The organism is Paenibacillus sp. LS-5, from assembly GCF_056121505.1.
In genome coordinates, this window is sequence record NZ_JBWAVA010000025.1 from 12,162 (window position 1) to 38,383 (window position 26,222).

Sequence of the window (26,222 nt, forward strand, 5' to 3'; positions counted from 1 at the left end):
ATACTCCTCCTGTCTTGTGCCACATAAAGGCTCTATATCTTTATTTGTTACGATCGTAAATAATACGCAAGCCTTCCAGCGTCAGCATGGGATTAACTTCATCAATACATTCCGTTTCACCGGCAATGAGTGTCGCTAGACCTCCGGTAGCAATTACTTTCAGCACCGGTGCATTCATCTCCAGCTTAATGCGTCTCACAATACCTTCAACCTGACCTGCATAGCCAAAAATAATCCCTGCCTGCATAGCATGTACGGTATTGCGTCCAATTACTTTCTTCGGCTTCTCCAGCTCAATCCGTGGCAGCTTGGATGCCCGCTGATATAATGCTTCCGTAGAAATACCCAGCCCAGGTACAATTGCACCGCCAAGATAGTTTGCACCGGCATCAATGCAATCAAACGTAGTCGCTGTTCCAAAATCAACGACAACCAGCGGACACTTATATTGTTCTATGGCAGCAACCGCATTTACAATCCGGTCAGCGCCAACTTCGCGCGGATTCTCATATCGTAGATTAAGCCCGGTCTTAATGCCCGGGCCAACAAGCAGCGGTTCCTTGCCAATATATTTCACGCACATCTCCACAATAACCTGTACAAGTGGCGGAACAACCGAGGAAATGATGACTCCTTCTACATCTTTGAATGATATATTCGACATATGGAACAAATTATGAATCAAAATACCATATTCGTCCGATGTCGATTGACGGGCAGTGCTAAGTCGGAAATGATGGAGCAGTTCACGACCCCGGTATACCCCAAGAACAATGTTCGTATTACCGATATCTACAGCAAGCATCATGAGAAGAGCTCCTCCTTCTTCGCATTCAAATCCAGACTGATATCCAGACTGGAGAAGGAATAGGTGAGCCTGCCAACAGAAATCACATCCACCCCGGTCTCAGCAATGCGGCGGACCGTCTCTAAGGACACGTTGCCGGAGGCTTCAGTCTTGACATGCGGCGCCTTGGTCTTAATCCTTCTTACCGCTTCAGTCATCAATTCAGGGGACATATTATCCAGCATAATGATATCAGCCCCTGCCGCGATCGCTTCTTCTACCTGCTCCAGGCTTTCCGTCTCCACTTCAATGGTCATCGTGTGTGGAATATTGGCCCGTGCCCGTCCGATAGCCTGACGAATACCCCCGGCTCCTTTGATGTGGTTATCCTTAATCATTACGGCATCGTAGAGGCCGAACCGGTGATTGGCGCCACCCCCAATACGAACAGCATATTTCTCCAGCATCCGGTGCCCAGGAGTTGTTTTGCGTGTATCCACCAGCCGGGAAGGCAATCCCTCAAGCTTCTGCACAAAAGAGTGGGTACGGGAAGCCACACCCGATAAACGCTGCATTAAATTAAGTGCCAAACGCTCTCCGGTGAGAATCGAATGCGTACTGCCTTCCACCTCAGCGATCACTGTCCCTTTGGTTATAGCCTGACCTTCTTGTACCAGGGCAGTGAACACAAGGGAAGGGTCTACCACCTCAAATACCAGCTCCGCCACAGGAACACCGCAGATAATACCATCTTCTTTGGCGTGGATAATCCCCTTAGATTCATGTCCCATGGGAATCGTTGTGCGGGTTGTGATATCGCCGGAGCCGACATCCTCATGCAGCCAGCCCTTGATTATTTGCAACAGTTCTTCATTGTAGCCATTAAACATCATCACTTAATTCCTCCACTATTCCCAGTTCACGAATCTGAAGCAGATGCTTCTGCCAGTGGGCATCATCACGCTGCGGATAATCCTCACGGTAATGGGCCCCTCTGCTCTCATGACGTGCTAAAGCTGCTTCAGTAATCAGCAGGCTACAGGTCAGCATATTCGCGAACTCGTATTCTTCGCGTTTGGTCAAAGCCGAATGGAAAATAGGCAGTTGACGCTTCAATTCATCTAATCCTTTAAGCAGCATCTCTTCGTTCCGCCGCAGACCTGCATATCGCACCATAACCTTCTGTACCTTCAGACGGCGCTCTACAATAGCCTGGGTTGGGGACTCCACTCTTCCTTCATCGCATCCTGCTGTTATAACATTGCGGTTAAGCGGCGGCAGCTGACGGATACGTTCAACAATTCTCCGTCCGAAGACGACAGCCTCGGACAGTGAATTACTGGCCAGACGATTGGCTCCCTGCACTCCGGTAGAGGATACCTCCCCACAGGCAAACAACCGTGAGATATTGCTCTCACCATTGAGATTGGTCTTAATGCCCCCCATCATATAATGCGCTGCCGGAGCCACTGGAATCCAATCACTTGTAATATCCAGCCCATAGCTCATACAGGTTCCATAAATAGTAGGAAAACGGTGTCTGACCATCTCTGCCGATTCGTGGGTTATATCCAGGTACACAAAGGTGGATTTGGTCAGCTCCATCTCACTGATGATGGCACGGGCGACGATATCCCGGGGCGCCAGCTCCAGCAGTTCATGATAGCGCTCCATGAAACGTTCACCATTGATATTACGCAACACCGCTCCTTCACCGCGGACCGCCTCGGAGATCAGAAAACGCGGTGCCCCCGGATAGCTGAGTGCTGTGGGATGGAACTGAATAAACTCCATGTCGCGAATATGCGCTCCGGCCCGGTACGCTATCGCCACACCATCTCCAGTTGCCACCTCAGGGTTAGTGGTATAACGATACAATTGTCCGGCTCCCCCGGAGCACAGTACGGTCGCATCCGCTTGTAGAAACAAGCGTCCGCCACCAGGGCGCTGGACCAGGGCACCTACACATTCTCCTTCGTTAGTGATAAGATCGATCACAAAATGATCATCCCATACCTCGATGTTTTCATGCTCCGTTATCTGTTCTGACAAAGCGCGTACAATTTCATATCCGGTAGCATCCCCATTGGCATGCAAGATGCGCCGGTGGCTATGGGCCCCTTCCTGGGTGAGGGCAATCACGCCGTTCTCTTTATCAAAAAGGGTACCTAAACGGATTAACTCACGTACCCCTTCAGGCCCTTCATTTACAAGCACATCAACAGCAGTGGAAGAGTTAAGTCCCGCTCCCGCCATCAGTGTATCCTGGCGATGATATACTGGAGAATCATCTTCGGCAAACACAGCAGCTATACCGCCCTGAGCATACCGGGTATTGCTCTCCATCAGTGTCTTTTTGGTTATAAGAATCACTTTCCGGTCTTCACTTGCTTTGATTGCTGTGAACAAGCCGGCGATGCCCGAACCGATAACGATACAATCCGTCTGGACTGTTGGAAGCTCGCTAAGATTGAAATCAACCAAATATTGTGGAATCATGACCACGTTTCACCTGTTTCAACGAAAGAGTAGCGCATGCTACCGGACTTGTAGCATGCGCTCTAAGGAGGTTCTGGCTTTGTCGGCGACAACAGGCGGTACATAAATCTGCGGCTTCATCGTCTCCAGGCATTTGACCAGTTTTTTGAGATTATTGACTTTCATATTCGGGCAAACCAAGAACTTGGTGGCAAAATGAAACTCTTTATCCGGACTGTCTTTGCGAAGCTGATAGCCGGTGCCATCCTCTGTTCCGACAATAAACTGCTTACGTTCGGATTTCTTGCAATAATCAATAATGGATGTAGTGCTGCCGACATAGTCGCCCATGGCCACTACCTCGGGACGGCATTCCGGATGAACCACAAATTCAGCTTCCGGGTATTTCGCTCTCATTTCTATTACATCTTTGACGGTAAGCATGTCATGGGTATTGCAATAGCCCTCCCAGATGATCAGCTTCTTGCCGGTCTGATCCTGAACATATTGACCCAGATTCTTGTCAGGTACCCAGATAATTTCTTCGGCATCCAGCGATTCAATGACCTTCACCGCATTAGCAGATGTACAGCAAATGTCCGTTTCCGCCTTGATTTCCGCCGAAGAATTGATGTAGGTAACGACTTTGGCATTCGGGTGCTGAGCCTTCAGCTTACGCAAGCCATCCACATTCACCATGTCGGCCATCGGACAGCCGGCGCGTTCATCGGGAATAAGGACCGTTTTATTCGGTGCCAGAATTTTGGCACTCTCTCCCATGAAGTGGACACCACAGAATACGATCACATCGGCATCAGTTTCTGCTGCCTTTTGAGCAAGTAAAAAAGAGTCTCCCCGAAAATCTGCAACTTCCTGAATTTCATCACGCTGATAATAATGAGCCAAAATAATTGCGTTCCGTTCTTTCTTAAGCTGTTCAAGGCGCACACGAAGTTCACGGTTCTGTTCCTGCTTGCGCTCAAGCGCCAGAGCTTCCACGGTCTGTTCTCCCCCTTATGTCTTCACGGCTTTCAGCCGTCACATACTTATCCAATTCCCCCACAGTAAGCGGGGTCGCAGCAGCCATTCAGCCCTGCAGGTGCTTAACCATATATTATTTAATATTTAATCACTAATGTACACAACGTTCCACCCACTGTCAATGTAACCCGGCTGGCAAAACAGGCCCTCCAAGCTACTGGGAAGACCAAAAAATCCGGAGTACCCTAGGGTTCTCCGGATCATTTTACAGACATTCAGTCAGGGTACAATCTAGACGAGACTTCCGCCGCCGTCTTTATTGCCATCATTCGAGCCGTTTCCACTCTGAGTATCCGGGTTGTTCGGAATATCCTTGGACAAGTCCCCGATGGTAGTGGATGTATCATCAGCTTTACCTTGAATGCGGACACGCACATCACCGATCGAATCAATGACAGGCTCGCCTTCTTCGTGAGTAACGCCAGCAGTTTCTACCGGTTTGCCGTCTTCTGTCAGATAACCTTGCTCGATCAATTCTTTGATCTGATCCAGCTCCAGCGTTTCTTTTTCGAGAAGTGTGTTGGCAATCAGGTGCATCTCTTTGGAATATTTGGTCAGCAGCTCTTTGCAGCGTTCATAACTGCTGCGGATAAAGTTCTGCATTTCCTGATCGATTTCGTATGCAATGGAGTCACTGTAATTCTGCTCATGCCCGATGTCACGGCCCAGGAATACCTGGCCCTGAGATGTACCGAACTGCATAGGTCCCAGCTTATCACTCATACCGTATTCCATAATCATGCTGCGAACAATTCGTGTAGCCTGCTGGAAGTCACTGTACGCGCCAGTACCAATCTCGCCGATGAATAACTCTTCAGCAACACGTCCGCCAAGGAGTCCGGTTACCTTATCAAGCAATTCCTGCTTAGTGACAAGCATCCGGTCTTCTTTTGGAAGCATAATTACGTAACCTCCTGCACGGCCGCGCGGGATGATCGTAACCTTGTGAACCATATCTGCATGTTCCAGGAAATAACCGACAATTGTATGACCTGCTTCGTGGTAAGCTACAATACGCTTCTCACGATCGCTAATGACACGGCTGCGTTTCTCGGTACCTACGATTACCCGGTCAATCGCTTCATCTACTTCATTCATAGAAATATCCTTACGGTTACGGCGTGCGGCCAGGAGGGCTGCCTCATTTAGCAGGTTCTCCAAATCAGCCCCAGTGAAACCTGTAGTACGCTTAGCGATAACGTCAAGTCTAACATCCTTCGTCAATGGCTTATTACGGGAATGAACCTTGAGTACAGCTTCGCGTCCTTTCACATCCGGACGATCTACTGTAATCTGACGGTCAAACCGTCCCGGACGAAGCAGCGCGGGGTCAAGGATATCTGCACGGTTGGTAGCCGCCACGATAATAATTCCTTCATTGCCGCCAAAACCGTCCATTTCTACGAGCAATTGGTTGAGGGTTTGTTCACGTTCATCATGTCCGCCGCCAAGTCCTGCGCCACGCTGACGTCCAACCGCATCAATTTCATCGATAAAGATGATACAAGGTGCATTTTTCTTCGCATTCTCAAACAAATCACGCACACGGGATGCACCGACACCGACGAACATTTCGACGAAGTCAGAACCAGAGATACTGAAGAAAGGAACCCCGGCTTCCCCGGCTACCGCACGGGCCAACAGGGTTTTACCTGTACCTGGAGGACCTACGAGAAGTACACCCTTAGGAATGCGGGCACCTACTGCAGCAAATTTACGCGGATCTTTCAGGAATTCCACGACTTCGACAAGCTCCTGCTTCTCTTCATCGGCCCCTGCAACATCCTCGAAACTAACTTTCTTCTTCTCTTCATTATACAAGCGGGCCTTGCTCTTACCGAAATTCATTACCTTGCCGCCGCCACCCTGTGCCTGATTGAACAGGAAGAAGAACAGGATGAACATGATAACCAGCGGAATAATGGAAGAAAGGAACGTCAGCCAAATGCTGTCACCCTCCATTTTCTTCTGCGTTAACTCTACGCCATTATCATCACTGGCAGCTATGAGTTCATTGATAGCTTGATCTGTAGGAGGAACAAATGTGGAGAAGTTCTTCGACTTAGCACCTTCAGGCTGCTGCTTATATTCGCCGGTTACGGCAAAAGCATTGCCTTCAAACTGAATCGTCATGCTCTTCACATTGTTATTCTTGATCTCCTGTCTTAACTCATCATATCTAGGGAAATCGGCGGATTCATTTCCATTGCTTACAAACTGGACAATGCCCACCACGACTAAAAATAAAATCAAATAAAAACCAGAATTCCGGATGAACCGATTCATCCCCTACCTCCTCTCACAACGCTCAAGTTATTGTACCATAGCCTGCCCAGACTCCTCAAATTGTCAGAGTTCATGGAACGATCCGTAGATCTAAGGCTGCGATTAGCTCATTTGGAATAAACTTCAGGCTTCAGTACACCGACGTAAGGGAGGTTCCGATACTGCTCGGCATAATCGAGTCCATAACCTACTACGAATTCGTCCGGAATCACAAATCCCGTATACGCGGCTTCCAGGTTAACTGTGCGTCCTGCGGGTTTATCGAACAAAGTGACCACTGTCACTGACGCAGCATTACGGCCTTGGAGCATTTCAATCAAATAGCTGAGCGTAAGCCCGCTATCAATAATGTCCTCCACAATCAGGACATCACGTCCCTCAACGGAAGCGTCCAAATCCTTGATGATTTTGACAACGCCTGAGGATTTGGTGGATGCGCCATAGCTGGATACAGCCATGAAATCCATTTCAACCGGCACTGTAATAACTTTAACCAAATCTGCCATAAAGATGAACGCGCCTTTTAGCACACAAATGACGAGTGGCGTGCGTCCTGCATATTCCGTACTCAGCTGGGCGCCGAGTTCCCTGATTCTTTGTTGAATTTCCTCTTCGCTGATCAAGATTTCCTGAATATCGTTCTGCAACTTGCGAACCTCCTAAGTTATACTATGAAAGACTTACTTTGACCATTACGCCTCTTCGCCCTTCTCCAGATCCTCCAGAGACAATAAAAGAACCGAGGCCGTGTGCCGCCCTACTGCGGCATGCATCGAGCGTCTAACGCCCGGAATCCAGACGATATTGCCCAAACCATCACAAACCAGGGGAATCGCAGAGCGTTCGGAAGAAGGTATTTTATCATCAATGTAAATATCTTTTACCTTTTTGCTTCCGTTTAATCCCATAACCCTTATGGTATCTCCAGGCAAACGGGAACGGATGGTGAGTGGCAGGACCAGCTCTCTGCTGTCAAACCACGCCAACTTTTCCCCAAAGTCCTCCCCCAGTACAGAAAAATTTTCTCTCTCCAGCACCGACATCGTCAATACTTTTCCTATCTCCTTAATTTCAATACGGGGATCAGGCAAAGAAAGCCGATATGTATAGCTTAATTGCTGCTTCGGAGGCTTGGACAAGAACACTATAGTATCGTATTGCCGCATACAGGTCAGTCCGTATCCCAAATTCAAAGTCCATACAGTGGGATGCTCCTGCAGCGTTCCCCGGCGTATTGCTTCAATCTTGGGAAAATCCAAGCTTGATGTTTCCGCCGACAGATAATTTAATATTAGTTTAATCAAACGCCGTTGTAAAGCGGAGGCCAGGGCCACAAATGAAGCTCTCTTCAGTGTACATTTGCCAGAATCGACCACAACCAGCTCGTCAAAGCATTTTTGAGTAGCCGTTTCCATGAATTCATCCTCTGCCTGAACAATTTCGGACAATTGAAGAAGTGATTGCTTCACTTTAGGATTGTACTCTTCAAGCTTTGGAATCAGCTCCAGCCTTACGGCATTGCGTCTATACTCCGTCAGTAAATTACTGGCATCCTCAGCATAGGAAAGTCCCTCCTGCCGGCACAAGCCGACAAGTGCTGTTTTGTTAATACGCAGGAAGGGCCGGATCAGTTCCACCTTTTTTTCAGTACGTTTCCAGCGCATACCTGCGAGGCCCGAAGAACCGCTTCCCCGAAGCAGACGCATCAGTACAGTCTCTGCCTGATCATCTGCATGATGGGCAAGCGCAACCGAACGGGCACCATAGCGGTGCGCCGTATCGATGAGAAACTGATACCGCATCTTCCGTGCTGCGCCCTCCGGTCCAAGACCGCTCGCCTTGACGAGAGACGGTATATCAAACTCTGCCAGCTCAAAGGGAATTCCGAGCTCCCGGGCCATGGTACGGACAGTATCCGCTTCATCGGCCGATTCTGCCCTAAAGCCATGATTCACATGAGCACAGATTAAAGTTAGTGGCATCCGGTTCAGTGAAATTTCGTGCATAATATGCAAAAGAGCCACAGAGTCCGGCCCTCCGGAAACTGCGACTACAATAGTGTCATTAGGTGACCACAGCTGATGCTCGGCTGCAGACTCCAATACGGATTCCACCAGTTCTTTCATTTGCTCCATACGGTTCCCTTTCTAACCCGGTCACGGGCCGGGCCTGAGATGTCAGGCTCTCCCGATAATATGTATAATTTCAAAATCGTACAACATAGTAAATCGTAAATACCAGCAAAAATAGGGATAGAGCAAAGGCACTTTTTAACCAGCCGGGTGTCGCCATTGATTCTTTCCCCGGTTTTCTTGAATTGTAAATATGGGTCTTCCAGGCCTCAGTTGCGGCCTCCGTTCCCGGGAACCCGCCTTTAAGTGCCAGACACAGCCAAGAAGCGAGCTTCTTATCAGGTAAAGTTCTGGCCAGCCTCATCAGCTCGTCAGCACTTCTGGTCTGTGGCAGCTGAGAAGCAGCTGTCTTCAACCCTTCTTCATCCAGTAAACGAAGACACAGCACAGCAAAGGCGAATAGATCATAATTCTCATCACCCATACGGCTGCCCGCATTCCAGTACCCCCGGTCATGCCATTCAGTAAATTGCTTCACACTTCGGCCCAGCGGGATGGCGCCGCCATAATCAATCAGCTCAGCATCTCCGTAATTGGACACCATTACATTCTCCGGCTTCAAATCCCCAAACACAAAGCCGCACTCATGCAGATTCTGCAACTTCTCCAACAGCTTAAGGCCAACCAGCCCAAGCCAGGAAGCGCCGTTCTTGGCTAAGAAATGATGTAGCGGACGGCCTTCCATATAACGCATCACATAAAACGGCACGCTATCGCCGTCCTTAAAATCATCCGATTCGAGCAGGTAGGAAGACAAGGGAGATTCACGGTGTGCACGATGCTCTTTCCGCTTCCTGTTGGATTGCAGGCTGGTCAGAACATTGATCTCCGATTGCAGCTCAAGGGTATCGTTACCAATCTTGAGGGCATAGTACTCCCGTCTTCCTTCACGCTGCACAAGATATACGGTTCCGTTCGCTCCCCTTCCCAGCATCCGCTCAACGACATAACGGTTCCCCCGCCATTTACCGCTGATTACCGTGCCGGCAGGATAGGGCGGATTAGACGACATACCCACCAATCATCCCTTCTTTTTCATCGTAACCGCCATCGGTTAGGCGTTCACGGTGTCCATCCAGTGTATCATAATGGTAATGCTCAAGCACCTTGAAAATGGCCGGTCCGGTAGGCGTAGCCCCACGCATCTTTAGCTTAGAGAACAGGGAGCGGACCTCTGACACGTTAGGTGTCCAGTCCATATCCAGAACGGCATCCTCATTGCTGGAGCGTCCGGGAAAATGGAAAACAGCTATTTCGCTCTTGCCCTCCCGGGCCTCCAGACTTAGCGCCAGATCACGGATCGCATCTTCTACCGCACCCAACTTCGGCTTCATACTCGCACTTGCATCTATCAAAAGCGCGATACGCAGTGGTGAGGTTTCGGTCAGTTCATCCACCACAGTAACCACCTGTGAGCGTTGCAGCGGCGGCAACTCTTCCAGCGAGCCTTCACCAAGTATTTTTTTTACCTCTTTATTAACCGCCTGTTGAATCGTCTGAACCACCGTCTTGCGGGTCATCATCTGAATGGTCTGTGCAAGCTGCGGCGTTCCTACAATCCGGCTGATTCCGCCACCGGCTTTGGCAATATCGGCAATCTCCCGGCTGCCTAGCTCTCCGATAGTGCCATAATCGACTACACCGACCACATTAACGGTGATGCCTTCCTGACGGGCATGGGCCGCAGCCATCACCGGACTCTCCCCAACGTTTGAACAACCATCAGTAATGAGCAGGATCTGCTTCATGACCGATCACTCCCCTTCCTTGTATATGTTTCTAGCATATCCAAGGTAGAGAGATTTCAAACACCGACTAGTGGGATTCTAGATAAAAACCAACTGTGAATAAGGAGAACAGCCAGTTAAATGATAGATTAGCTTACGGTGCGCGGACGCTCCATCCGGCCGATACCGGGCATATGCAGGCTGGACCATTCCGGATGGAAGTGATCCAGACGACTGACGACGATCGTCATATCATCATGGATTTCATTACCCTGGTAACGGATAACCTTTTCGAGCAAATCATCGGCTAGCTCCTGGGGATCATCTCCCTCAAGCTCCTGAATTAGGCGTTTCATCCATATTTCTTTATTAACGGCATATCCGGGTGCATCATAAATACCATCGGTCATCATAATTAGAATATCCCCCGGACGCAGCTGCATACTGACTAGATCAACGTCAATATCCTTAATGATACCTATCGGCAAATTGCTGGCAGTAACCGGAATAACCTCACTTCCCCGCCGGATAAAGCTGGGAGCCGATGCGATTTTCATAAATGTAGTCTGTGCTGAATACTGATCAATCAGTGCCATATCCACAGTAGCATAGAATTCATCGGGCGAACGCAAGAGTAGAATGGAATTAACGGATTTCACCGCCAGTTTCTCATCCATCCCGGACTGCAGCAGCTTTTCCAGCATCCCGAGTGCGGCACTGCTCTCCATGCGGGCCCGTTCTCCATTTCCCATACCATCACTGATCGAGACAGCAAAGGTTCCATTACCAAGCTCCACAGTACTGAAGCTGTCTCCCGACAGCATATCACCGCCTTTGGCGGCTCCGGCTACACCTGTATTGACCTCATAGGCTTTGGCCGATCCAAAGGTCACCATCGACAACCCCTCACGGGGATGAACCGCTGTTTCATTCATGACTGCAATATTCTCCTCGAGAATGTCAGAGAGCAGCGGAGCAATCATCTTCCGGCATTCATCAAAACCGCGAGTATAGGCATGTACTACTTCGATCTCTACCCGCCCCGGGTCCAGACTCAGAATCTCAATACTGTGGATGGACAAACCCAGCTTTTCCAGTGCCTCACGGATCTGGCTTTCCTGACGGTACATCGCCTGCCCTTCACGTTTGATCTCTTTGGCCAGATCCTCCATCACCTGGGAGACGCCTGACAGCTGCTCAGCAACAAATTGGCGACTATCGTATATTTGTCTTTTCCAGCGCATATCATGCTGGTATAGATCATATTGACCTTTCATCACATCCAGTACCTCAGCAGTTTTGCCGCAGATCCGGGCCCATTCCGGCGGAAGCTGGGCAGCTGTAATGTCAGGGCATTCCTCTACGGTTGTCATCATATCGGTCATATAGCGATAGGTCTGATAAAATTTGGCATCCCAGCAATGAGTACGGCGGATGCAGCCCGAGCAGGCCCCCTCGGTCACGGTATTCATGAAATCTTCCATTTCACGATCCGATTTACCTGCCTCTCCTGCACGGGGAATCTGTCCAAAACTGCTTGATAATTGGCGGAATACCTGCGAGAACTGGGTTACCCGGTCGGCTGTAATATCTCTTACTCTTCTCGCATACTCATGCTGGGAACGGCTATGGTCTGGTGTACCTGGTACGTACTTGGCAATGGCAGAAATCATCCCTTTTGGTGTGAGAAGAAACAACACTACCGCTACGCTAGTCTCCCAAGTAGAGGCCATGACATCACCCGGACCCAGGAAGTAGACGGACAGAATGGTTGAGCCCAGCAGCATTCCGATGGAGACCGCGCCTTTGCGCCCGGATTGCATCATCCCTGCCAGCATCCCCGAAAAGGCGAGGAGGCTCATCTGATAGATGGCACCGATATCAGCTAGACTAAGGATCAATCCGGTAACTACACCGACCGCAGCACCGAGCGGAGCGCCCCCAGCCAAGGCAAACAGCAGAATTAGGTAACGGGATAGAATATGCTCAAGCGATAACCCGCCCACACTCCAGCCGACAAGGCCAGTCATCACTGAGGCCAGCAGTATAATAAGGCAAAGGACTTCTTCGTTACGAAGCACCCTGCTTTTTTGCTTATACGTAAAGATCGGAAGCGCCTGCAAGAATACCAGAGTAAGCACAAATCCCAGCAGGGCATCCAGTGTGACCATCAACAGCGAATACCAGGTAATCGAGGGTCCAATAACGATTTGAAACAAGCCCACCATGAACGAAGAGACGAAAACCATCAGCGGCGCATAGGATATCTCTATCTTCTGAAAGTTATCCAAGCCTTTATAGATCAGAAAAAAGATGATCAGTTCAGCAGCTACCCTCACAGCACCTGGGAAGGGAGTGAAGAGGCTTCCAAGGATAATTGCACCGGCTACAGGCAGGATGGAATCTTTGCGCATAAATACAATTACGGCAAAATAAGCTACAGCAAAGGGAGATAGCTCGTCCAGAATCATCGCACGGCCGAGCAAAAAGCCCATAAGACTCAGAAGCAGCATCCACTTTTTCACTATGAAAAGCTGGATTACAGGCTGCTTCAGACTCCACGTTTTTGCCCGTTCTCCCCAGCTATCCCTCTGACCCTTGTCATTGCTTCCAGCTCTCGTCCACTCCGGCAAATTCACCACGTTGCTTTTACCCATTCCTCTGCACCACCCGTATAAGAATTTATGAGTCTCATTATATAGCGGGGGTCTTTAGAAAGTTTGTCAGAAACAGAGAGCAGCCCGTAAGAAATTTCCGACAAAAAAGCCTGTGCCGACATTCTGTGGAAAAGCTTGCGTATCCCTTGCGGGACAATAGTTTGAAGGAAATTATGGAAACCTCTTCCAACTTTGACGTGCATGGGGATGCAATCATTCGTCAGCGATTGCTTTGGAGTTATGTGAGAATGGCAAGGATACTGTCGGCAATTAGTTTTCTGCCGACAAAATAGCCCCACAGGGTAACCTCGCTCCTATTCTATTTCCTTACTGAATCGAAAACCTATTCATTACCGGCATACAAAAAAACCGCAAAGGGCATTACGCCCCAGGCGGTTATTAATGGTGTGCATGTATAAAACTATACGCGCTTAGCCCCACGGCCTCCGCGCTTTCCTTCTGTGTTCTTCTTGATCGAAGATATCCGTTCTTCGCTGTCTTTCAGGAAGCGTGACATTTTATCCTCGAATGAAGGTTTACCGGCTGCAGGCTTGAATGGACGCCCTCCCCGTTCACGATTGAATCCACCACCGCCGCCTCCACCACTGCCGCCACCGCCGCCGAAACGGTCTCCACCGCTTGGACGTTCAGGTCTTGGAGCTCTGGGGGGACGTACTTCCGATGCAGGTTTATCTACGGCCTGCTTGATGGAAAGTCCGATCTTACCGTCCTTGTCAACGTTAATCACTTTGACGGTCACCACATCAGCAATCTTCAAATGATCATTAACATCTTTGACGTAATTATCGGCGATTTCCGAGATGTGAACGAGACCTGTGACACCTCCTGACAGATCCACAAATGCTCCGAAATGCGTGATGCCTGTCACCTTGCCCTCTAACTTGGTGCCCACTTCAATTGCCATAGAATAAAATGATCCTCCCTTAAAAATATACAGACGAATATAAAGTCCATCCTGTCTGCGGTGATTTGATTATACAGTAAAGAACAAATCAAGGCAACACAGCGAAAGCCCCTTTTGGCATGCTTTATTCCCCTGATTGCTCGGTACGAATAGGTGTTTCTCCTTTTGGATACATATTGTACCATTTCCGCGCCAATTGTCCGACATACTCGTCATTATTCAAGCGGGATACTTCATATTTCAGTTGATTAAGGGAAGCTGTCACCGTTGCATTGCTCTCTTGCTTCTTGGCGAGCAGTTCACTCTTATCTGCAATAGCCGCACTCTGGGCAAAGAAAATAAAACCGGCCCAGCCGAAAAACACAGCAACGACGAGCATCCATATGAATTTTCTTCTCTTCGCGCCTGCGGCCAAAGCGTTATGGCTATTTCCCTTCTCTTCCGCAGAGATTCTGTTCATGCAGCGTTCCTCCAGTTCAGGGTCAGTGTTTCCTTTTGGTGTGTATCCATGCTGTGCATCTCATGACCCAGGCGCTGTTGCGGATCCGGGAAACATGTGGAGAGATCCACCTTACAGGAAATACCCAAATGGGTTTCGTTAGACGCAGCAGCAGCTTTAGAATAAATAACAGGATTGTGCCCAGCAGCTGCAAAATGCCTCTCAAGAGGCGCCACAACAACCGCAGCGGTACACCTATTAACACTTCTATAACTCTCCATAGCAGTCTGGACGTATACTGAACCGACTGAATTAACATTACCACAAAACGGCGCATCGTAACACTGAAGATCAAAAAATAGATCCATACGCCTATGAACAGGCCCAGAAAGACATAAAACCGCAATTGTCCCTGATTTCCGGCATAAAGCATGCGAAAGACCAGCAGCGCCGCCCATAGCCAATATAGGAGATCGAGAAGCGCATTGAGCCACTTGGGAAAGCTTAATTTCAGCGACAGCACCCGGTAGCTGTCATAGGCCAGTCCCATAGCTGTGCCAGCCAGCATCATATAGAACAGGGTCATCCACTGAACGGCAGGATTCATTTAAACAGCTTACCGAGCAATCCTTTATTTTTGCCCTGCGCTCCGGGATCCAGATAAATCAGGGATTGCACATTGCCCTCCAGAGACAATATGCCATTCTCCAGACTTAAATTTTTGATATGTAAATGATTCCCGCGTATGGTGAGATGGCCAAGTTCCGTACGCAGCAGAAACTCCTCGCTGTCGAAGCTTTCCACATTTTGCACACCGGTAAGTTCAAGCTGTTTGCGGCTATGCATGTGGAGATCATGCTGCTTATTCACTTTTGCTGGTTCGATCATAGCATGTACCCCTCCTTCTTGATTCTAATCTATGGGGAGAGGGGAGGTTATAGAACAGAAACTGCAAAAGTGGAAACGAGAAATATTAGGTTTATTTGCGGCATGAAACCTCTAAAATATATAAAAAAAAGCGCATACTCTACAATAATGCAGAGCTGCGCTTTCTCGGGACTCTTCTGAAGCTGCTTACCAGTCAAGGCCGCTGCTTTTGGCAACAGGCTCTTCACGAAGCAGAGTATACATACCTGCAGCCTCGTCCTTGCGGGTCGTTTCAACCAGCTTTTCCACTTTGACCGTCACAAGTTTTTGACCGAATTGCACAGTGATCTCGTCCCCGATCTTCACTGTACTGCTCGGCTTGGATTCCTTCCCATTGATCAGCACCCGGCCTTGTTCGGACACATCCTTAGCCACTGTGCGGCGCTTGATCAAACGGGAGACTTTCAGGAATTTATCGAGACGCATTAGTTGACGGCTTCTTTAAGCTTGTTGCCAGCCTTGAAGGCCGGTACAGTGGATTCTGGAATTTCAATAGGTGTGCCCGTTTGCGGGTTACGTCCGGAACGTCCGGAACGTTTGCGGGTTTCAAAGGTACCGAATCCGATCAGTTGCACTTTGTCGCCTTGTGCAAGTGCTTCAGTAATTTCGCCCAGTACTCCATTCAATACAGCTTCAACATCTTTTTTTGAAAGTCCGCTTTTTTCGGAAATGTTGTTAACCAAATCTGTCTTGTTCATAATTTGAAGTTCCTCCTAGGATACAAAAAAATAAATGAAACGCGATTATGCGACAGGCAAAGCCGCAAACCACCATTTCGTCTTTATGATATTCTTGATGCTAACCCGAATTCCTGCCATGAACCGCCAATTTTTTTAGAAATCAGCTTCCCTTGGAAATCCAGAACGTATAGCACTATAACATTATAAACTACTCTTTGTATTTCAAATCAGAGATTGGGGCGCATTCACAGCATTGCCGCTTTATCAGAGGGCTATACCGGCCTTAAGGCAACTCTATATACTATTTCCTCTATTCTAGCGGATCTTATATAAGGTTCCCTGGTGAATTGCAGCTGATATTACAGCTTTCGTTCTTCCTTTTTGGCAGCCTGCCAGAGTGCCTCCATCTGTTCCAGACTGCTCTCCTGCACGGTTGTTCCCTGGCTAAGCAACTGTTGTTCAATATAATGAAACCGGGAGACAAATTTGCGGTTAGTGCGGGTCAGCGCCTCTTCGGGATCCGCATCGATAAAACGGGCGGCATTGGCTGCCGCAAACAGCAGATCGCCCAGCTCAAGCATTTGCTCCTCCGCTGAAGCACCATTCTCAATGGCCTCCTGCAGTTCGTCTGCCTCCTCGCGGATTTTGGCCAGAACGTCCTGCACGTTGTCCCAGTCGAAACCCACCTTGGAGGCTTTCTTCTGCAGCTTATAGGCTTTCATCAGCGCCGGAAGATCACGGGGAACCCCACTGAGTGCAGAATCCGCTTCGGGCTTCAGGCCCTTACGCCGTTTCTCCTCAGCCTTCATGCCCTCCCAGTTCTTCAGCGCCTCCTCGGCATTGCCTGCTTCGGTATCCCCGAATACATGCGGATGCCGGAAGATCAGCTTATCATTGAGGCCTTCAATAACGTCATATACGTTAAAGGTACCGAGCTCCTCTTCCATCTGGGCATGCAGCATAATCTGCAGCAGCAGATCTCCCAGCTCTTCCTTCATATGGTCCGGGTCATCTTCGTCAATGGTTTCGAGCACTTCGTAGGTTTCCTCAATCAGATTCTTCCGCAGCGAATCATGCGTCTGTTCCCGGTCCCAAGGACAGCCCTCCGGACTGCGCAAAATATCAACAATCTCATGCAGGCGGGCGAAGCTGCGCCGTCTAGCCGTCTCCTCACGATTCGCCGGAATGTAGACTAGCGACAGATTGCCATAGCCTGTAAGGCGGTCAAGCTCATAAAGCGGCACGCGGTCTATCCGCTCTTCACCTTCCACTCCAAGCGCATGGCCTACAATAACCTCATACTCCGGCGGGTACAGCTCCATCAGGCACAGCTTGGTCTCCGAAGCCGTAAAGCTGTCGTACACCTGGCCGATCAACGTATGCAGCTCAGGCTGAAGCTGTGAGCTGCGGATGCCTGAGGCGTCCAAAAGTTGAAAGCCCTCAATCGGGTCAAAACCCAAACGCACAAAGGCCTCGTCCAGGAAGCTTTCTCCGCCGAGAATGTCCAGCTTAATTCCCGCCTCCGGACAACGCTGCCGGAGCAAAGAAACTGCCGACTCAGCAACCATGGGATGCCCAGGAACGGCATAGACAATTTCTGTACCAGACGGAGCCAGTCCCGCTTCCTCTATCAACTTTGCCGTAATGGCTTCATATACCTCAGGAAAAGAAGACAAGGATTCATACAGGCCATCAAACGACTGTGAAGCAATCCCGAGCTCTGCCAGAGCTGCCATAACCGGATGCTCAGCAGTCCGCACGTACACCACAGATGCCGCCTTCAGCTTCTTGATAATGCCCAGCGTCAGCCGGTCCGGATTCCCTGAGCCAAGCCCAACCACTGTAAGTATTGCACTCATACGATTTTACTCCTTCCAGGCGGTCGCTGCCTTTTTGCAGATGACCGCTCTATGTACTGCTGGTATTAAAGGAAAACCCGAGTGATGATCTCATCAAAGCTCAGGGCTGGTATGCTTCTTAGGGGAGCAGGCGCAGCTTCTTCAGCTTGTCCGCCAGTCCCGGGCCGAAGCCCGGCAGCTGGCGCAATTCACTTTCACTCAGCAGGCGCAGGGTGATCGCGCCGATGGCAAAGACGACGCAGCCTGCGAGCACACCGAGCAGGCTCTGCGCCAGGGCCGCGGTGCGGCTGCCGCCAAGGCCCGCGGCTTCTGCCGCAGCGCCGGTAGCGCCGCTCACGGCGGCAGCGGCCAGGGCCAGGCCCGCCAGCAGCAGCGCGGGCCGCAGCAGGGCATCTGCCAGGCGCAGCCGCAGATGGCCCTGGCGGTGCAGCAGCAGCACGTTCAGCGCTGCTGCGAACAAATACGCGGCGACGCTTGCGATAGCCGCGCCGGTAATGCCCTGCTGCGGCACGAGCAGCAGGTTCAGGGCCGCCTTGAGCAGCGCGGCGGCCAGGAGGTGCAGCGCCGGCGCGCGCACGGCGCCGAGGCCCTGCAGCAGCGCGGCCGAGATGATGCTGATCGTACCGCCGGCGGCGGTGAAGGCCAGCCAGGCCATCGTGCTGCTGCCGGAAGCGTCGTCGTAGAGCGCCACGTTGATCGGCTCCGCAAGCACCGCCAGGCCTATAGAGGCGGCCAGGCCAAGCAGCCAGAACCAGCGCAGCGACAGGCTGCAGCGGGTCTGGATTAGCCCTAGATCTCCCCGGTACTTGGCCTCAGCCAATGCCGGGATGAAGACTACAGACAGCGATGTGGCGAGCATCGTGACGATCTGCACCAGCGGCAGGCCGCGGTTGTAGATCCCGAACTGCGCCATCGCTGACACCTGGTTCCCGCCTGAGGACAATAGGCGGGGGACTGTGAATACATCCACCAGCCCGATGAGCGGCACAGCGAGTGCTCCCAGCATGACCGGGAGCCCATAACCCAGCAGCTGCCGGACTCGCGCACCCGACTTCAGATTGGCGGGAGCAGCCGCTCTCTGCTCTTGTGCCCATGAGGCCTCAGCCGCTATTTCCGATGCGGCAGCGAGCTCCTGCTCTGCTTGACGGCGACGGTGCCTCCGCAGATACAGCAGCATGATTAGCAGACCTGCCGCACCTCCTCCGGCTGAACCCAGCAGCGCCCCTGCGGCAATGCCTGACGCATCTGCATGGATCGAAGTCAGATACACCAGCAGTGCGATCATTACGACGACGCGCACCGACTGCTCCGCTACCTGGGAGACAGCAGTTGGCACCATATTATGCAGACCCTGGAAATATCCCCGTAGGGCAGCCATTAGCGGAACAACGGCCAGTCCCCAAGCACTGGATCGAAGTGCAGGGATAATATGCGAATTTCCAACCCAAGACGAGAGAAGAGGCGCACCTATATAGACTAGTATTCCAATCACTATCCCGCTAACTCCGGTAAGGAGGGCAGACAGCTTCAGGATCCGGCGCCCCTCCTGCTCCTCCCTCCCCGCAGAGGTCTCAGCCACGAATTTGGAGACGGCGGACGGCAGGCCCAGCATCGCCACCGTTACCAGCATGGTGTACAGTGGATTAACCGTATTATAGATGCCGAATACGGCATCTCCGCCCAAATTTTGCAGTGGAATTTTCTGCAGAGTGCCAATCAGCTTCGAGAGGATGGCTGCCGCACTAAGAATAAATGCTCCTTGCAATAATCTGGAGCCCTGCGAATGTTTCATACATGTACCTGCTTCTACAGCTATAACTGCTATGATGGGATGAATTTCTAATATTATAACCCATCGGGAACCGCACGACAAAAACCCCGCCGCCCGCTTGGCTTAATTCACCAAAGGGGAAGCGGGGCCTTTCGTACCGAAACCCTTACTGTTCCATTTGTTTGCCCAGGAAGGCAGCAGCGGTCTCGGCCATTTTCACTTCCATCTGCGCCATTTTGACGGAGTCGTCCTTATTCAGCAACACAACACAGCCAATCGGGTCTCCGCCGGAAATTATGGGTGCAACCACATAGGAAGAGACGGACTCCGGATGGTCTTTACCGATGTCATAGCTGCCTGCATTCGTTTCAAGCACGGTCTTCCGGCTCTCCATTACTTTCTCAAGCAACACCCCAACCTGCTTCTCAAGATAGTCTTTTTTGGAACCTCCAGCCAAAGCGATAAAAGTGTCCCGGTCAGTGATCATGGTAATATGGCCTGTTCCTTCAAAAAGCGATTCTGCATATTCCTTGGCAAAATCACCCAACTCGCCAATCGGAGAATACTTTTTCAGTATGACTTCACCGTCACGGTCGACGAAGATTTCCAGTGGATCACCTTCACGGATACGTAGAGTACGTCTAATTTCTTTGGGGATAACAACTCGTCCGAGGTCATCAATACGGCGAACAATTCCAGTAGCTTTCATTTCACATGTTGCCCCGCTTTCTTAAGAAGTATGGTTCAACTACTGTCCATTATGGGAATGGATAATCCTAGTGATTTATCGAAATATCTGACCATAGTATTCATCTCTTCCCAGTTCCTTATACATCCTCCCGTATGTATTATATAAACCGGAACGGCCTCCTCACACAAAGTGAGGAGGCCGTCCTAATGATAGCTGTAGCGTATTATTTGGCTGCTTCGGTTGCAGCCGGAGCTTCAGCGCTTGGTGCGGCTGTTGGCTCAGTTCCGCCATTGGTTGTTCCCGATTTATCCGCAGCTGCAGAGCTCTTCGGCAGATTAATCTTGACATCCAGTGACTCCAGATCCTTCTCAAGGAAGGATTCCAACCCTTGAGATGCCAGTGAACCCTTGATGGTCTCTTTCTGTTCATTGGTCAACTTGTCAAAGGTGGTTTCTGTACGGGATTCCACTTCCATCACATGATAGCCATAGGTTGTCTTGACCGGTTCGCTAATTGTGTTCAGCGGCAGGGTTTGAGCCGCCTTCTTAAATTCTTCCACATAAGTACCCAGAGCAGTATCTTTAATTTCACCGCCGTTTTCTTTAGAACCGGTATCGTCAGAGTACTGTTTGGCTGTAGCAGCAAAATCCGCACCGCCGTCAAGCTTGGCTTTCACTTCCTTGGCCAGCTTCAGCGCGTCTGCATCAGTACGTTCCTTTCCTGCAGCATCCTTTAGACCGATCAGCACATGGCGAAGTGTTGCTACGGTGAAGTCGCCTTTAGTTTTTTCAAACTCAGCCTTTACCTGGTCATCCGTAACCTTCAGAAGCATGTCCTGATACACGGTCAGCACACGCAACATATAAGAGCGGATATCCGCTTCCGTCAGATTGGCTTCCTTCAGCGTACTCTCATAGGTGTCTCCCAGACCTGTCTTGATGGAGGTCACTTGTTGATCTGCTTCCTTCTCCGCTTCTTTCTTGGCAGCATCTGTAGCCTTGCCAGACAGATATTCAAACGCCACTTCCTGCTTCAGGATAGACTCTTTGAAGGCGTCAATCTCCAGGTACTGCGCTTGCTGTGGCGACAGGAGCTTCATGACACGTGTGTCCATATCAAATTCTTTTTGGGTAATGGTACCCCCTTTGTAGGTAGCTACCGCAGTGCTGTTATCCTTATCGGCATTACTGTTATTATTACTGCTGCAGGCTGCCAGCATGGAGAAGGAAATTGCCGCCGCTAGTGAAACCAGCAGCACTTTCCAGGATTTTGTTTTATTTGATGACATCATGTAGTTCTCCCTTCGATTTTAAAGACTGTTTAGCCGCCGCCAGGAACTGTTCCAGCAAATCAAGCAGCTCCTTATCCCCCAGATCCTTCGATTTCACGCGGATAGTTGCTTTGGCGTCCCTATCAAATTGTACACGTCTTTCAAAGTTATTTCCAACTTTAGCGAGCTTTGCCGTATCAAAAGCCCCAGTGCTGCCTTCATGGAAGTTGAGAGAGACCTCATCTCCGCGACGGACCATCGATTCCAACCCATAAAGCTTGCCATATACCTTCAACCGGGCTACAGATAACAAATTGACGACAGCCTCAGGCAGCTCACCGAAGCGGTCGAGCAGCTCGTCTTCAAGTTCTGCAGCATCCTCCAGGGAAGCCACTGCAGCAACTTTTTTATATATTTCTATTTTTTGAATACTGTCATAGATATACTCGGATGGCAGATAAGCATCAATCGACAAGTCAATGACCGTATTTCCTTGCTTAAGTGAGGTATCCTCTTCACCCAACACGCTGACTTTGCGTTTACGAATCTCTTCTGCAAGCATCTGCGAGTAGAGGTCAAAACCGACAGACGCAATGAAACCATGCTGTTCGGCGCCAAGCAAATTGCCCGCTCCGCGAATGGAAAGGTCGCGCATGGCGATTTTGAAGCCGGATCCCAGCTCTGTGAACTCCTTAATCGATTGCAGTCGCTTCTCTGCTACCTCAGTAAGCACCTTGTCACGCTGGTACGTGAAATAGGCATAGGCTATGCGGTTGGACCGCCCCACCCGTCCACGAAGCTGGTACAGCTGGGACAGCCCCATTTTGTCAGCATCATGCACAATCAGAGTATTGACGTTCGGAATATCCACTCCTGTCTCGATGATGCTTGTGCTGACCAGTACATCGTATTCCCCATCCAAAAAGTCAAGAATGGTCTTCTCCAGCTCAGACTCCGACATTTGACCATGACCGATACCGACCCGGGCTTCCGGAACGAGCATGGAGATTTGCGCAGCCATTTCCTGAATACCCTGAACGCGGTTATAGAGATAATAAACCTGTCCCCCCCGGGCCAGCTCACGCTCTACGGCCTCACGGGTAAGCGTCTGGCTATGCTCCACCACGTACGTCTGGACAGGGAAGCGGTTCTCCGGCGGTGTCTCAATTACAGACAAGTCCCGCACACCAAGCATTGACATATGAAGAGTACGGGGAATAGGTGTTGCGGTAAGAGTAAGTACATCGACATTGGTCTTCAGTTTCTTGAGCTTTTCCTTATGTGTAACCCCGAAACGCTGCTCCTCATCCACAATCAGGAGACCCAAGTCCTTAAAGACCATATCCTGCGACAACAGACGATGCGTGCCAATAACCACATCTACCGTTCCCTGCCGTACGCCCTTGATCGTCTCATTCTGCTCCTTGCGGCTGCGGAATCGGCTGAGCACCTGGATATTAAGCGGATAGTTGGCAAAACGCTCGCGGAAGGTCTCATAATGCTGCTGGGCAAGAATCGTCGTTGGTACCAGCACCGCAACCTGCTTGCCTTCAATCGCAGACTTAAAAGCAGCACGTATCGCTACCTCCGTCTTCCCGTAACCTACGTCACCGCACAGCAAACGGTCCATGGGGCGGTTCTGCTCCATATCCTTCTTGATCTCTTCTATGGCCCGCAGCTGATCGCGTGTCTCTTCATAAGGGAACATCTCTTCGAATTCACGCTGCTCCTGGGTATCCTTCTCGAAGCCATAGCCCAATGCACTCTGGCGTTCAGCGTAGAGCTTAATCAGATCATCGGCGATATCCTGGACGGAAGACCGCACCTTGCTTGTAACCCTCGTCCATTCATTGCCGCCAAGCTTGTAAACCTTGGGCTCCTTATCTTCCGAGCCCACATACTTCTGAATCAGATCAATTTGTTCAATCGGTACGGAGAGCTTATCTCCACCGGCATACATGATATGCATATAGTCCCGGTGAATTCCGCTGACTTCAAGCGTTCCGATCCCCATATATTTCCCGATCCCGTGATTTTGATGAACAACATAGTCACCAATCTTGAGCTCGGTGTAGCTCTTGATCCGCTCAGCATTATCGATCCCCTTGGATACCTTGCGCGCCTTGCGCTGCTTCTGGGAGAACATTTCACCTTCGGTAATGACCGCAAGATGAATGGAAGGCAGTTCAAAACCAGAACCCAAATTTCCCTGAAGGATTGTAGGTTCCTCAATGCCATAGTCATACAGGACTCTACGGACACGTTCCATCCGTTCTTCACCATTTGCCAGCATAATCACTTTCACGCCGGATTTATGCCACCGCTCCATTTCCGATTTCAGCACATTCATCTGGCCATGGAAGTCCTGCATGCCGCGGCTGATGAAGCCCAGAATATTCTGCGGCTGGATATGAGGAACCTGGCGCAGAAAAATCGACATGAACAGGCTTTGGAACGGCCGCTGATACATAACAACATCGCTCTCTACAGAAAGCTGCAGATCAGGCAACGTCTTTCCGTTCTGCAGCAGATGCAGGTTCCATTCCGATTCATCCCGTTCAAGCTGCTTCGCCGTTTCCAGCAATCTGGCGGGTTCATCCAGCACCAGAAGTGTATCCTTCGCCATGTAATCGTACAGATGGGTACGTTCAGGATATAAGAGACTGATATATTTATAGATTTCCGGAAAATAAGTACCTTCGCGGAGCATTTCCAGCTCCCGGCCCATTTCCTCGCGCAGACGCAGCTTCGCCTGGCGGTCGGCCATCTTTTCGAGCTGCCGTTCCAGCATAGCCGCAGCTTCCATAGAAGCCGCATCCTGGCGCAGCTTATCCGCGATAATTTCTTTGGCAGGTGTGATTTTCACGCTGCGCACCTTGTCAATCGAACGCTGATCCTGCGGATCGAAGGTTCGGATAGAGTCAACCTCATCATCAAACAGCTCCACCCGGTAGGCCAAGGGAGAAGTCATCGGATAGAAATCAATAATGCCGCCCCGGACACTAAGCTCGCCGCGGTTTTCTACCCGCTCCACCCGTTCATAGCCCATCTCTATCATCGACATCAGGAACTCATCAAGCACAAGCGTCCCATCCTGGGAGATCGTCACCTCCGCGGCTGCCATCACATGTGGCGAGGGAAGCAAGCGGCGGACACCCGAATAGGGAACAACAACAACTCCACGGAAGCCCTGGGCGCATCTTGTTAACACATCAATCCGCTGGGCCAGCGTCTCAGGACTTGAGACTGCAGCCTCAGCGGCAACCAATTCGTTGGCAGGGTAGAGCAGGACGCGATCCGGAGAAAGCGCTTCCTGCAAATCCTCAGCCATCTTCTGGGCTGAAAACATATTATGAGTAACTACAAGCAGCGGACGCGAAGTTTCTTCATGTAATGCCGCCAGCATGATTTGTCTGGCCGAACCGGACAAACCCGATATGAGCTGCTCCTTCATGCCTGCAGCTACACCTCGGGCAACGGACTGAAAATCGGTATCTTTGGAAAAAGCTTCTATAAGACCTTGTAACAACAGGCGCACCTCTCTTACTAAACAGGTCGGCACTGCCCTGACGGGCAGGTGCCACCTATTATAATTAGAATCGAAAACAAGCCTTAGCATAAGGCCAAGGCTTGCGGATGACGATAGAGACAGCCGCTGCCACTTACTGAAGCGGACTGGCCAGCAGACTGAGCTCGGGGTTATTGTCCAAGGCTTCCTTGCAGTAGTCGCAAGTCACCTTTACCGTTATCTCGCCTTCTGCATCATACGCTATGATATCTCTGCGTTCCGCAGGGGTTAAAGAATGTAGGCCTAGCTGCATTTCTGTTGTGTCACCTCTCTGGATGCTTCCCAGAAATGTCCGGCAGTGCCTGCATACATAGTTTATTGCCATCTATATGCCTCCTGAAGGTTGTATATTACCTTCAGTATGCCCTACCTGTCTTACCTTTAGCCTTAGAGGGAATTACCTACTCTTGCTAATCAGCCATTAAATTTGGCCATGGTTTGCTCAAAGGTATGCTTCACACTGAACTCCAGCGCAGCACAAGTGTCCTGAATCATCGTGTCCAGCTTGCCTCCGTCTTTCTTTGGGAAGGTAGATAACACATAGTCAACAATGGCAAATCCGGGCTCAGGCCGGGATATCCCCATCCGCACACGGTTAAAGCTTTGGGTACCGGTATGCTGAATGATGGATTTAATCCCGTTATGACCGCCTGCGCTTCCCTGATAGCGTAACCTTACTTTACCGATTTCCGTATCCAGATCATCGTATACAACAATCATATCTTCAAGCTGTACTTTGTAATAATCCATATAGGCACGGACCGCTTCACCGGAAAGATTCATAAAGGTCATCGGTTTGATCAGAACGGTTTTGACTCCGTCAATCACACCTTCCCCGATAACGGATTTACATTTGTTCTGGTTAAAAACTATGCCGTGTCTACCCGCCAACTCGTCCAAAGCCATAAAGCCGACATTATGTCTCGTCTTGGCGTACTGCGGTCCGGGATTTCCAAGTCCAACAATCCATTTCATGATGAGGCT

The 26,222-nt window shown here is 50.3% G+C and carries 23 protein-coding genes; all 23 read right to left on the bottom strand.

Annotation, left to right across the window (positions count from 1 at the left end):
• Positions 1 to 40: 40 nt before the first annotated feature.
• The 23 genes from AC0MA3_RS24590 to pth all read right to left on the bottom strand — a co-directional run bounded on the left by AC0MA3_RS24590 (position 41) and on the right by pth (position 26,213).
• Positions 41 to 808, bottom strand: a complete 768-nt coding sequence (locus tag AC0MA3_RS24590) for a type III pantothenate kinase (protein ID WP_379163960.1) — start codon at positions 806 to 808, stop codon at positions 41 to 43.
• A complete protein-coding gene (gene nadC / locus AC0MA3_RS24595; RefSeq protein WP_379164087.1) occupies positions 805 to 1,680 on the bottom strand; it encodes a carboxylating nicotinate-nucleotide diphosphorylase in 876 nt (291 codons plus the stop codon). The genes AC0MA3_RS24590 and nadC overlap by 4 nt, the downstream gene beginning before the upstream one ends.
• Positions 1,670 to 3,286 carry an L-aspartate oxidase gene (gene nadB / locus AC0MA3_RS24600; RefSeq protein ID WP_474658139.1) on the bottom strand — a complete coding sequence of 539 codons (1,617 nt, stop codon included), beginning with the start codon at positions 3,284 to 3,286 and terminating at the stop codon, positions 1,670 to 1,672. The genes nadC and nadB overlap by 11 nt, the downstream gene beginning before the upstream one ends.
• 39 nt (positions 3,287 to 3,325) lie before the next feature.
• Positions 3,326 to 4,264: a quinolinate synthase NadA gene (nadA, locus tag AC0MA3_RS24605; RefSeq protein ID WP_379163966.1), complete on the bottom strand. Its 939-nt coding sequence runs from the start codon at positions 4,262 to 4,264 to the stop codon at positions 3,326 to 3,328.
• A gap of 273 nt (positions 4,265 to 4,537) precedes the next feature.
• Entirely contained in the window at positions 4,538 to 6,592 is a 2,055-nt protein-coding gene (gene ftsH, locus AC0MA3_RS24610; RefSeq protein WP_379163969.1) for an ATP-dependent zinc metalloprotease FtsH, read from the bottom strand.
• 107 nt (positions 6,593 to 6,699) lie between these two features.
• On the bottom strand, positions 6,700 to 7,239 hold the full coding sequence (gene hpt, locus AC0MA3_RS24615; RefSeq protein ID WP_379163972.1) for a hypoxanthine phosphoribosyltransferase: 540 nt from the start codon (positions 7,237 to 7,239) through the stop codon (positions 6,700 to 6,702).
• Positions 7,240 to 7,284: 45 nt separating this feature from the next.
• Positions 7,285 to 8,727 (bottom strand): tRNA lysidine(34) synthetase TilS, encoded by a 1,443-nt coding sequence (gene tilS / locus AC0MA3_RS24620; RefSeq protein ID WP_474658140.1) that lies wholly within the window; start codon positions 8,725 to 8,727, stop codon positions 7,285 to 7,287.
• A 70-nt stretch (positions 8,728 to 8,797) separates the two neighbouring features.
• Entirely contained in the window at positions 8,798 to 9,736 is a 939-nt protein-coding gene (locus AC0MA3_RS24625; protein WP_379163977.1) for a serine/threonine protein kinase, read from the bottom strand.
• Positions 9,726 to 10,472 carry a vWA domain-containing protein gene (locus AC0MA3_RS24630; protein ID WP_379163980.1) on the bottom strand — a complete coding sequence of 249 codons (747 nt, stop codon included), beginning with the start codon at positions 10,470 to 10,472 and terminating at the stop codon, positions 9,726 to 9,728. The genes AC0MA3_RS24625 and AC0MA3_RS24630 overlap by 11 nt, the downstream gene beginning before the upstream one ends.
• 128 nt (positions 10,473 to 10,600) lie before the next feature.
• Positions 10,601 to 13,108 (bottom strand): stage II sporulation protein E, encoded by a 2,508-nt coding sequence (gene spoIIE / locus AC0MA3_RS24635; protein ID WP_474658141.1) that lies wholly within the window; start codon positions 13,106 to 13,108, stop codon positions 10,601 to 10,603.
• Positions 13,109 to 13,529: 421 nt separating this feature from the next.
• Positions 13,530 to 14,033, bottom strand: a complete 504-nt coding sequence (locus AC0MA3_RS24640) for a S1 domain-containing RNA-binding protein (protein ID WP_042132690.1) — start codon at positions 14,031 to 14,033, stop codon at positions 13,530 to 13,532.
• Positions 14,034 to 14,157: 124 nt separating this feature from the next.
• Positions 14,158 to 14,493 carry an FtsB family cell division protein gene (locus AC0MA3_RS24645; protein WP_474658142.1) on the bottom strand — a complete coding sequence of 112 codons (336 nt, stop codon included), beginning with the start codon at positions 14,491 to 14,493 and terminating at the stop codon, positions 14,158 to 14,160.
• A 22-nt stretch (positions 14,494 to 14,515) separates the two neighbouring features.
• Positions 14,516 to 15,079, bottom strand: a complete 564-nt coding sequence (yabQ, locus tag AC0MA3_RS24650) for a spore cortex biosynthesis protein YabQ (protein ID WP_474658143.1) — start codon at positions 15,077 to 15,079, stop codon at positions 14,516 to 14,518.
• A complete protein-coding gene (gene yabP / locus AC0MA3_RS24655) occupies positions 15,076 to 15,360 on the bottom strand; it encodes a sporulation protein YabP (RefSeq protein WP_379163992.1) in 285 nt (94 codons plus the stop codon). Before yabP ends, yabQ begins: the two co-directional genes overlap by 4 nt.
• A gap of 186 nt (positions 15,361 to 15,546) precedes the next feature.
• Positions 15,547 to 15,825, bottom strand: a complete 279-nt coding sequence (locus AC0MA3_RS24660) for an RNA-binding S4 domain-containing protein (protein ID WP_038584395.1) — start codon at positions 15,823 to 15,825, stop codon at positions 15,547 to 15,549.
• Complete coding sequence (locus AC0MA3_RS24665; protein ID WP_379163995.1) at positions 15,825 to 16,097, bottom strand: HU family DNA-binding protein; 273 nt, start codon at positions 16,095 to 16,097, stop codon at positions 15,825 to 15,827. The genes AC0MA3_RS24660 and AC0MA3_RS24665 overlap by 1 nt, the downstream gene beginning before the upstream one ends.
• A 341-nt stretch (positions 16,098 to 16,438) precedes the next feature.
• Positions 16,439 to 17,938 (bottom strand): bifunctional methyltransferase/pyrophosphohydrolase YabN, encoded by a 1,500-nt coding sequence (yabN, locus tag AC0MA3_RS24670; protein ID WP_474658144.1) that lies wholly within the window; start codon positions 17,936 to 17,938, stop codon positions 16,439 to 16,441.
• 118 nt (positions 17,939 to 18,056) lie between these two features.
• Positions 18,057 to 19,730 (bottom strand): putative polysaccharide biosynthesis protein, encoded by a 1,674-nt coding sequence (locus tag AC0MA3_RS24675; protein WP_474658145.1) that lies wholly within the window; start codon positions 19,728 to 19,730, stop codon positions 18,057 to 18,059.
• 145 nt (positions 19,731 to 19,875) lie between these two features.
• Positions 19,876 to 20,418: a stage V sporulation protein T gene (gene spoVT, locus AC0MA3_RS24680; RefSeq protein WP_379164004.1), complete on the bottom strand. Its 543-nt coding sequence runs from the start codon at positions 20,416 to 20,418 to the stop codon at positions 19,876 to 19,878.
• Between the two features lie 205 nt (positions 20,419 to 20,623).
• Positions 20,624 to 21,688: a peptidylprolyl isomerase gene (locus tag AC0MA3_RS24685; RefSeq protein ID WP_379164007.1), complete on the bottom strand. Its 1,065-nt coding sequence runs from the start codon at positions 21,686 to 21,688 to the stop codon at positions 20,624 to 20,626.
• Entirely contained in the window at positions 21,675 to 25,199 is a 3,525-nt protein-coding gene (mfd, locus tag AC0MA3_RS24690; RefSeq protein WP_474658146.1) for a transcription-repair coupling factor, read from the bottom strand. Before mfd ends, AC0MA3_RS24685 begins: the two co-directional genes overlap by 14 nt.
• A gap of 133 nt (positions 25,200 to 25,332) precedes the next feature.
• Positions 25,333 to 25,563: an anti-sigma-F factor Fin gene (locus AC0MA3_RS24695; RefSeq protein WP_379164013.1), complete on the bottom strand. Its 231-nt coding sequence runs from the start codon at positions 25,561 to 25,563 to the stop codon at positions 25,333 to 25,335.
• An 89-nt stretch (positions 25,564 to 25,652) separates the two neighbouring features.
• Positions 25,653 to 26,213, bottom strand: a complete 561-nt coding sequence (pth, locus tag AC0MA3_RS24700) for an aminoacyl-tRNA hydrolase (RefSeq protein WP_474658147.1) — start codon at positions 26,211 to 26,213, stop codon at positions 25,653 to 25,655.
• Positions 26,214 to 26,222 lie beyond the last annotated feature (9 nt).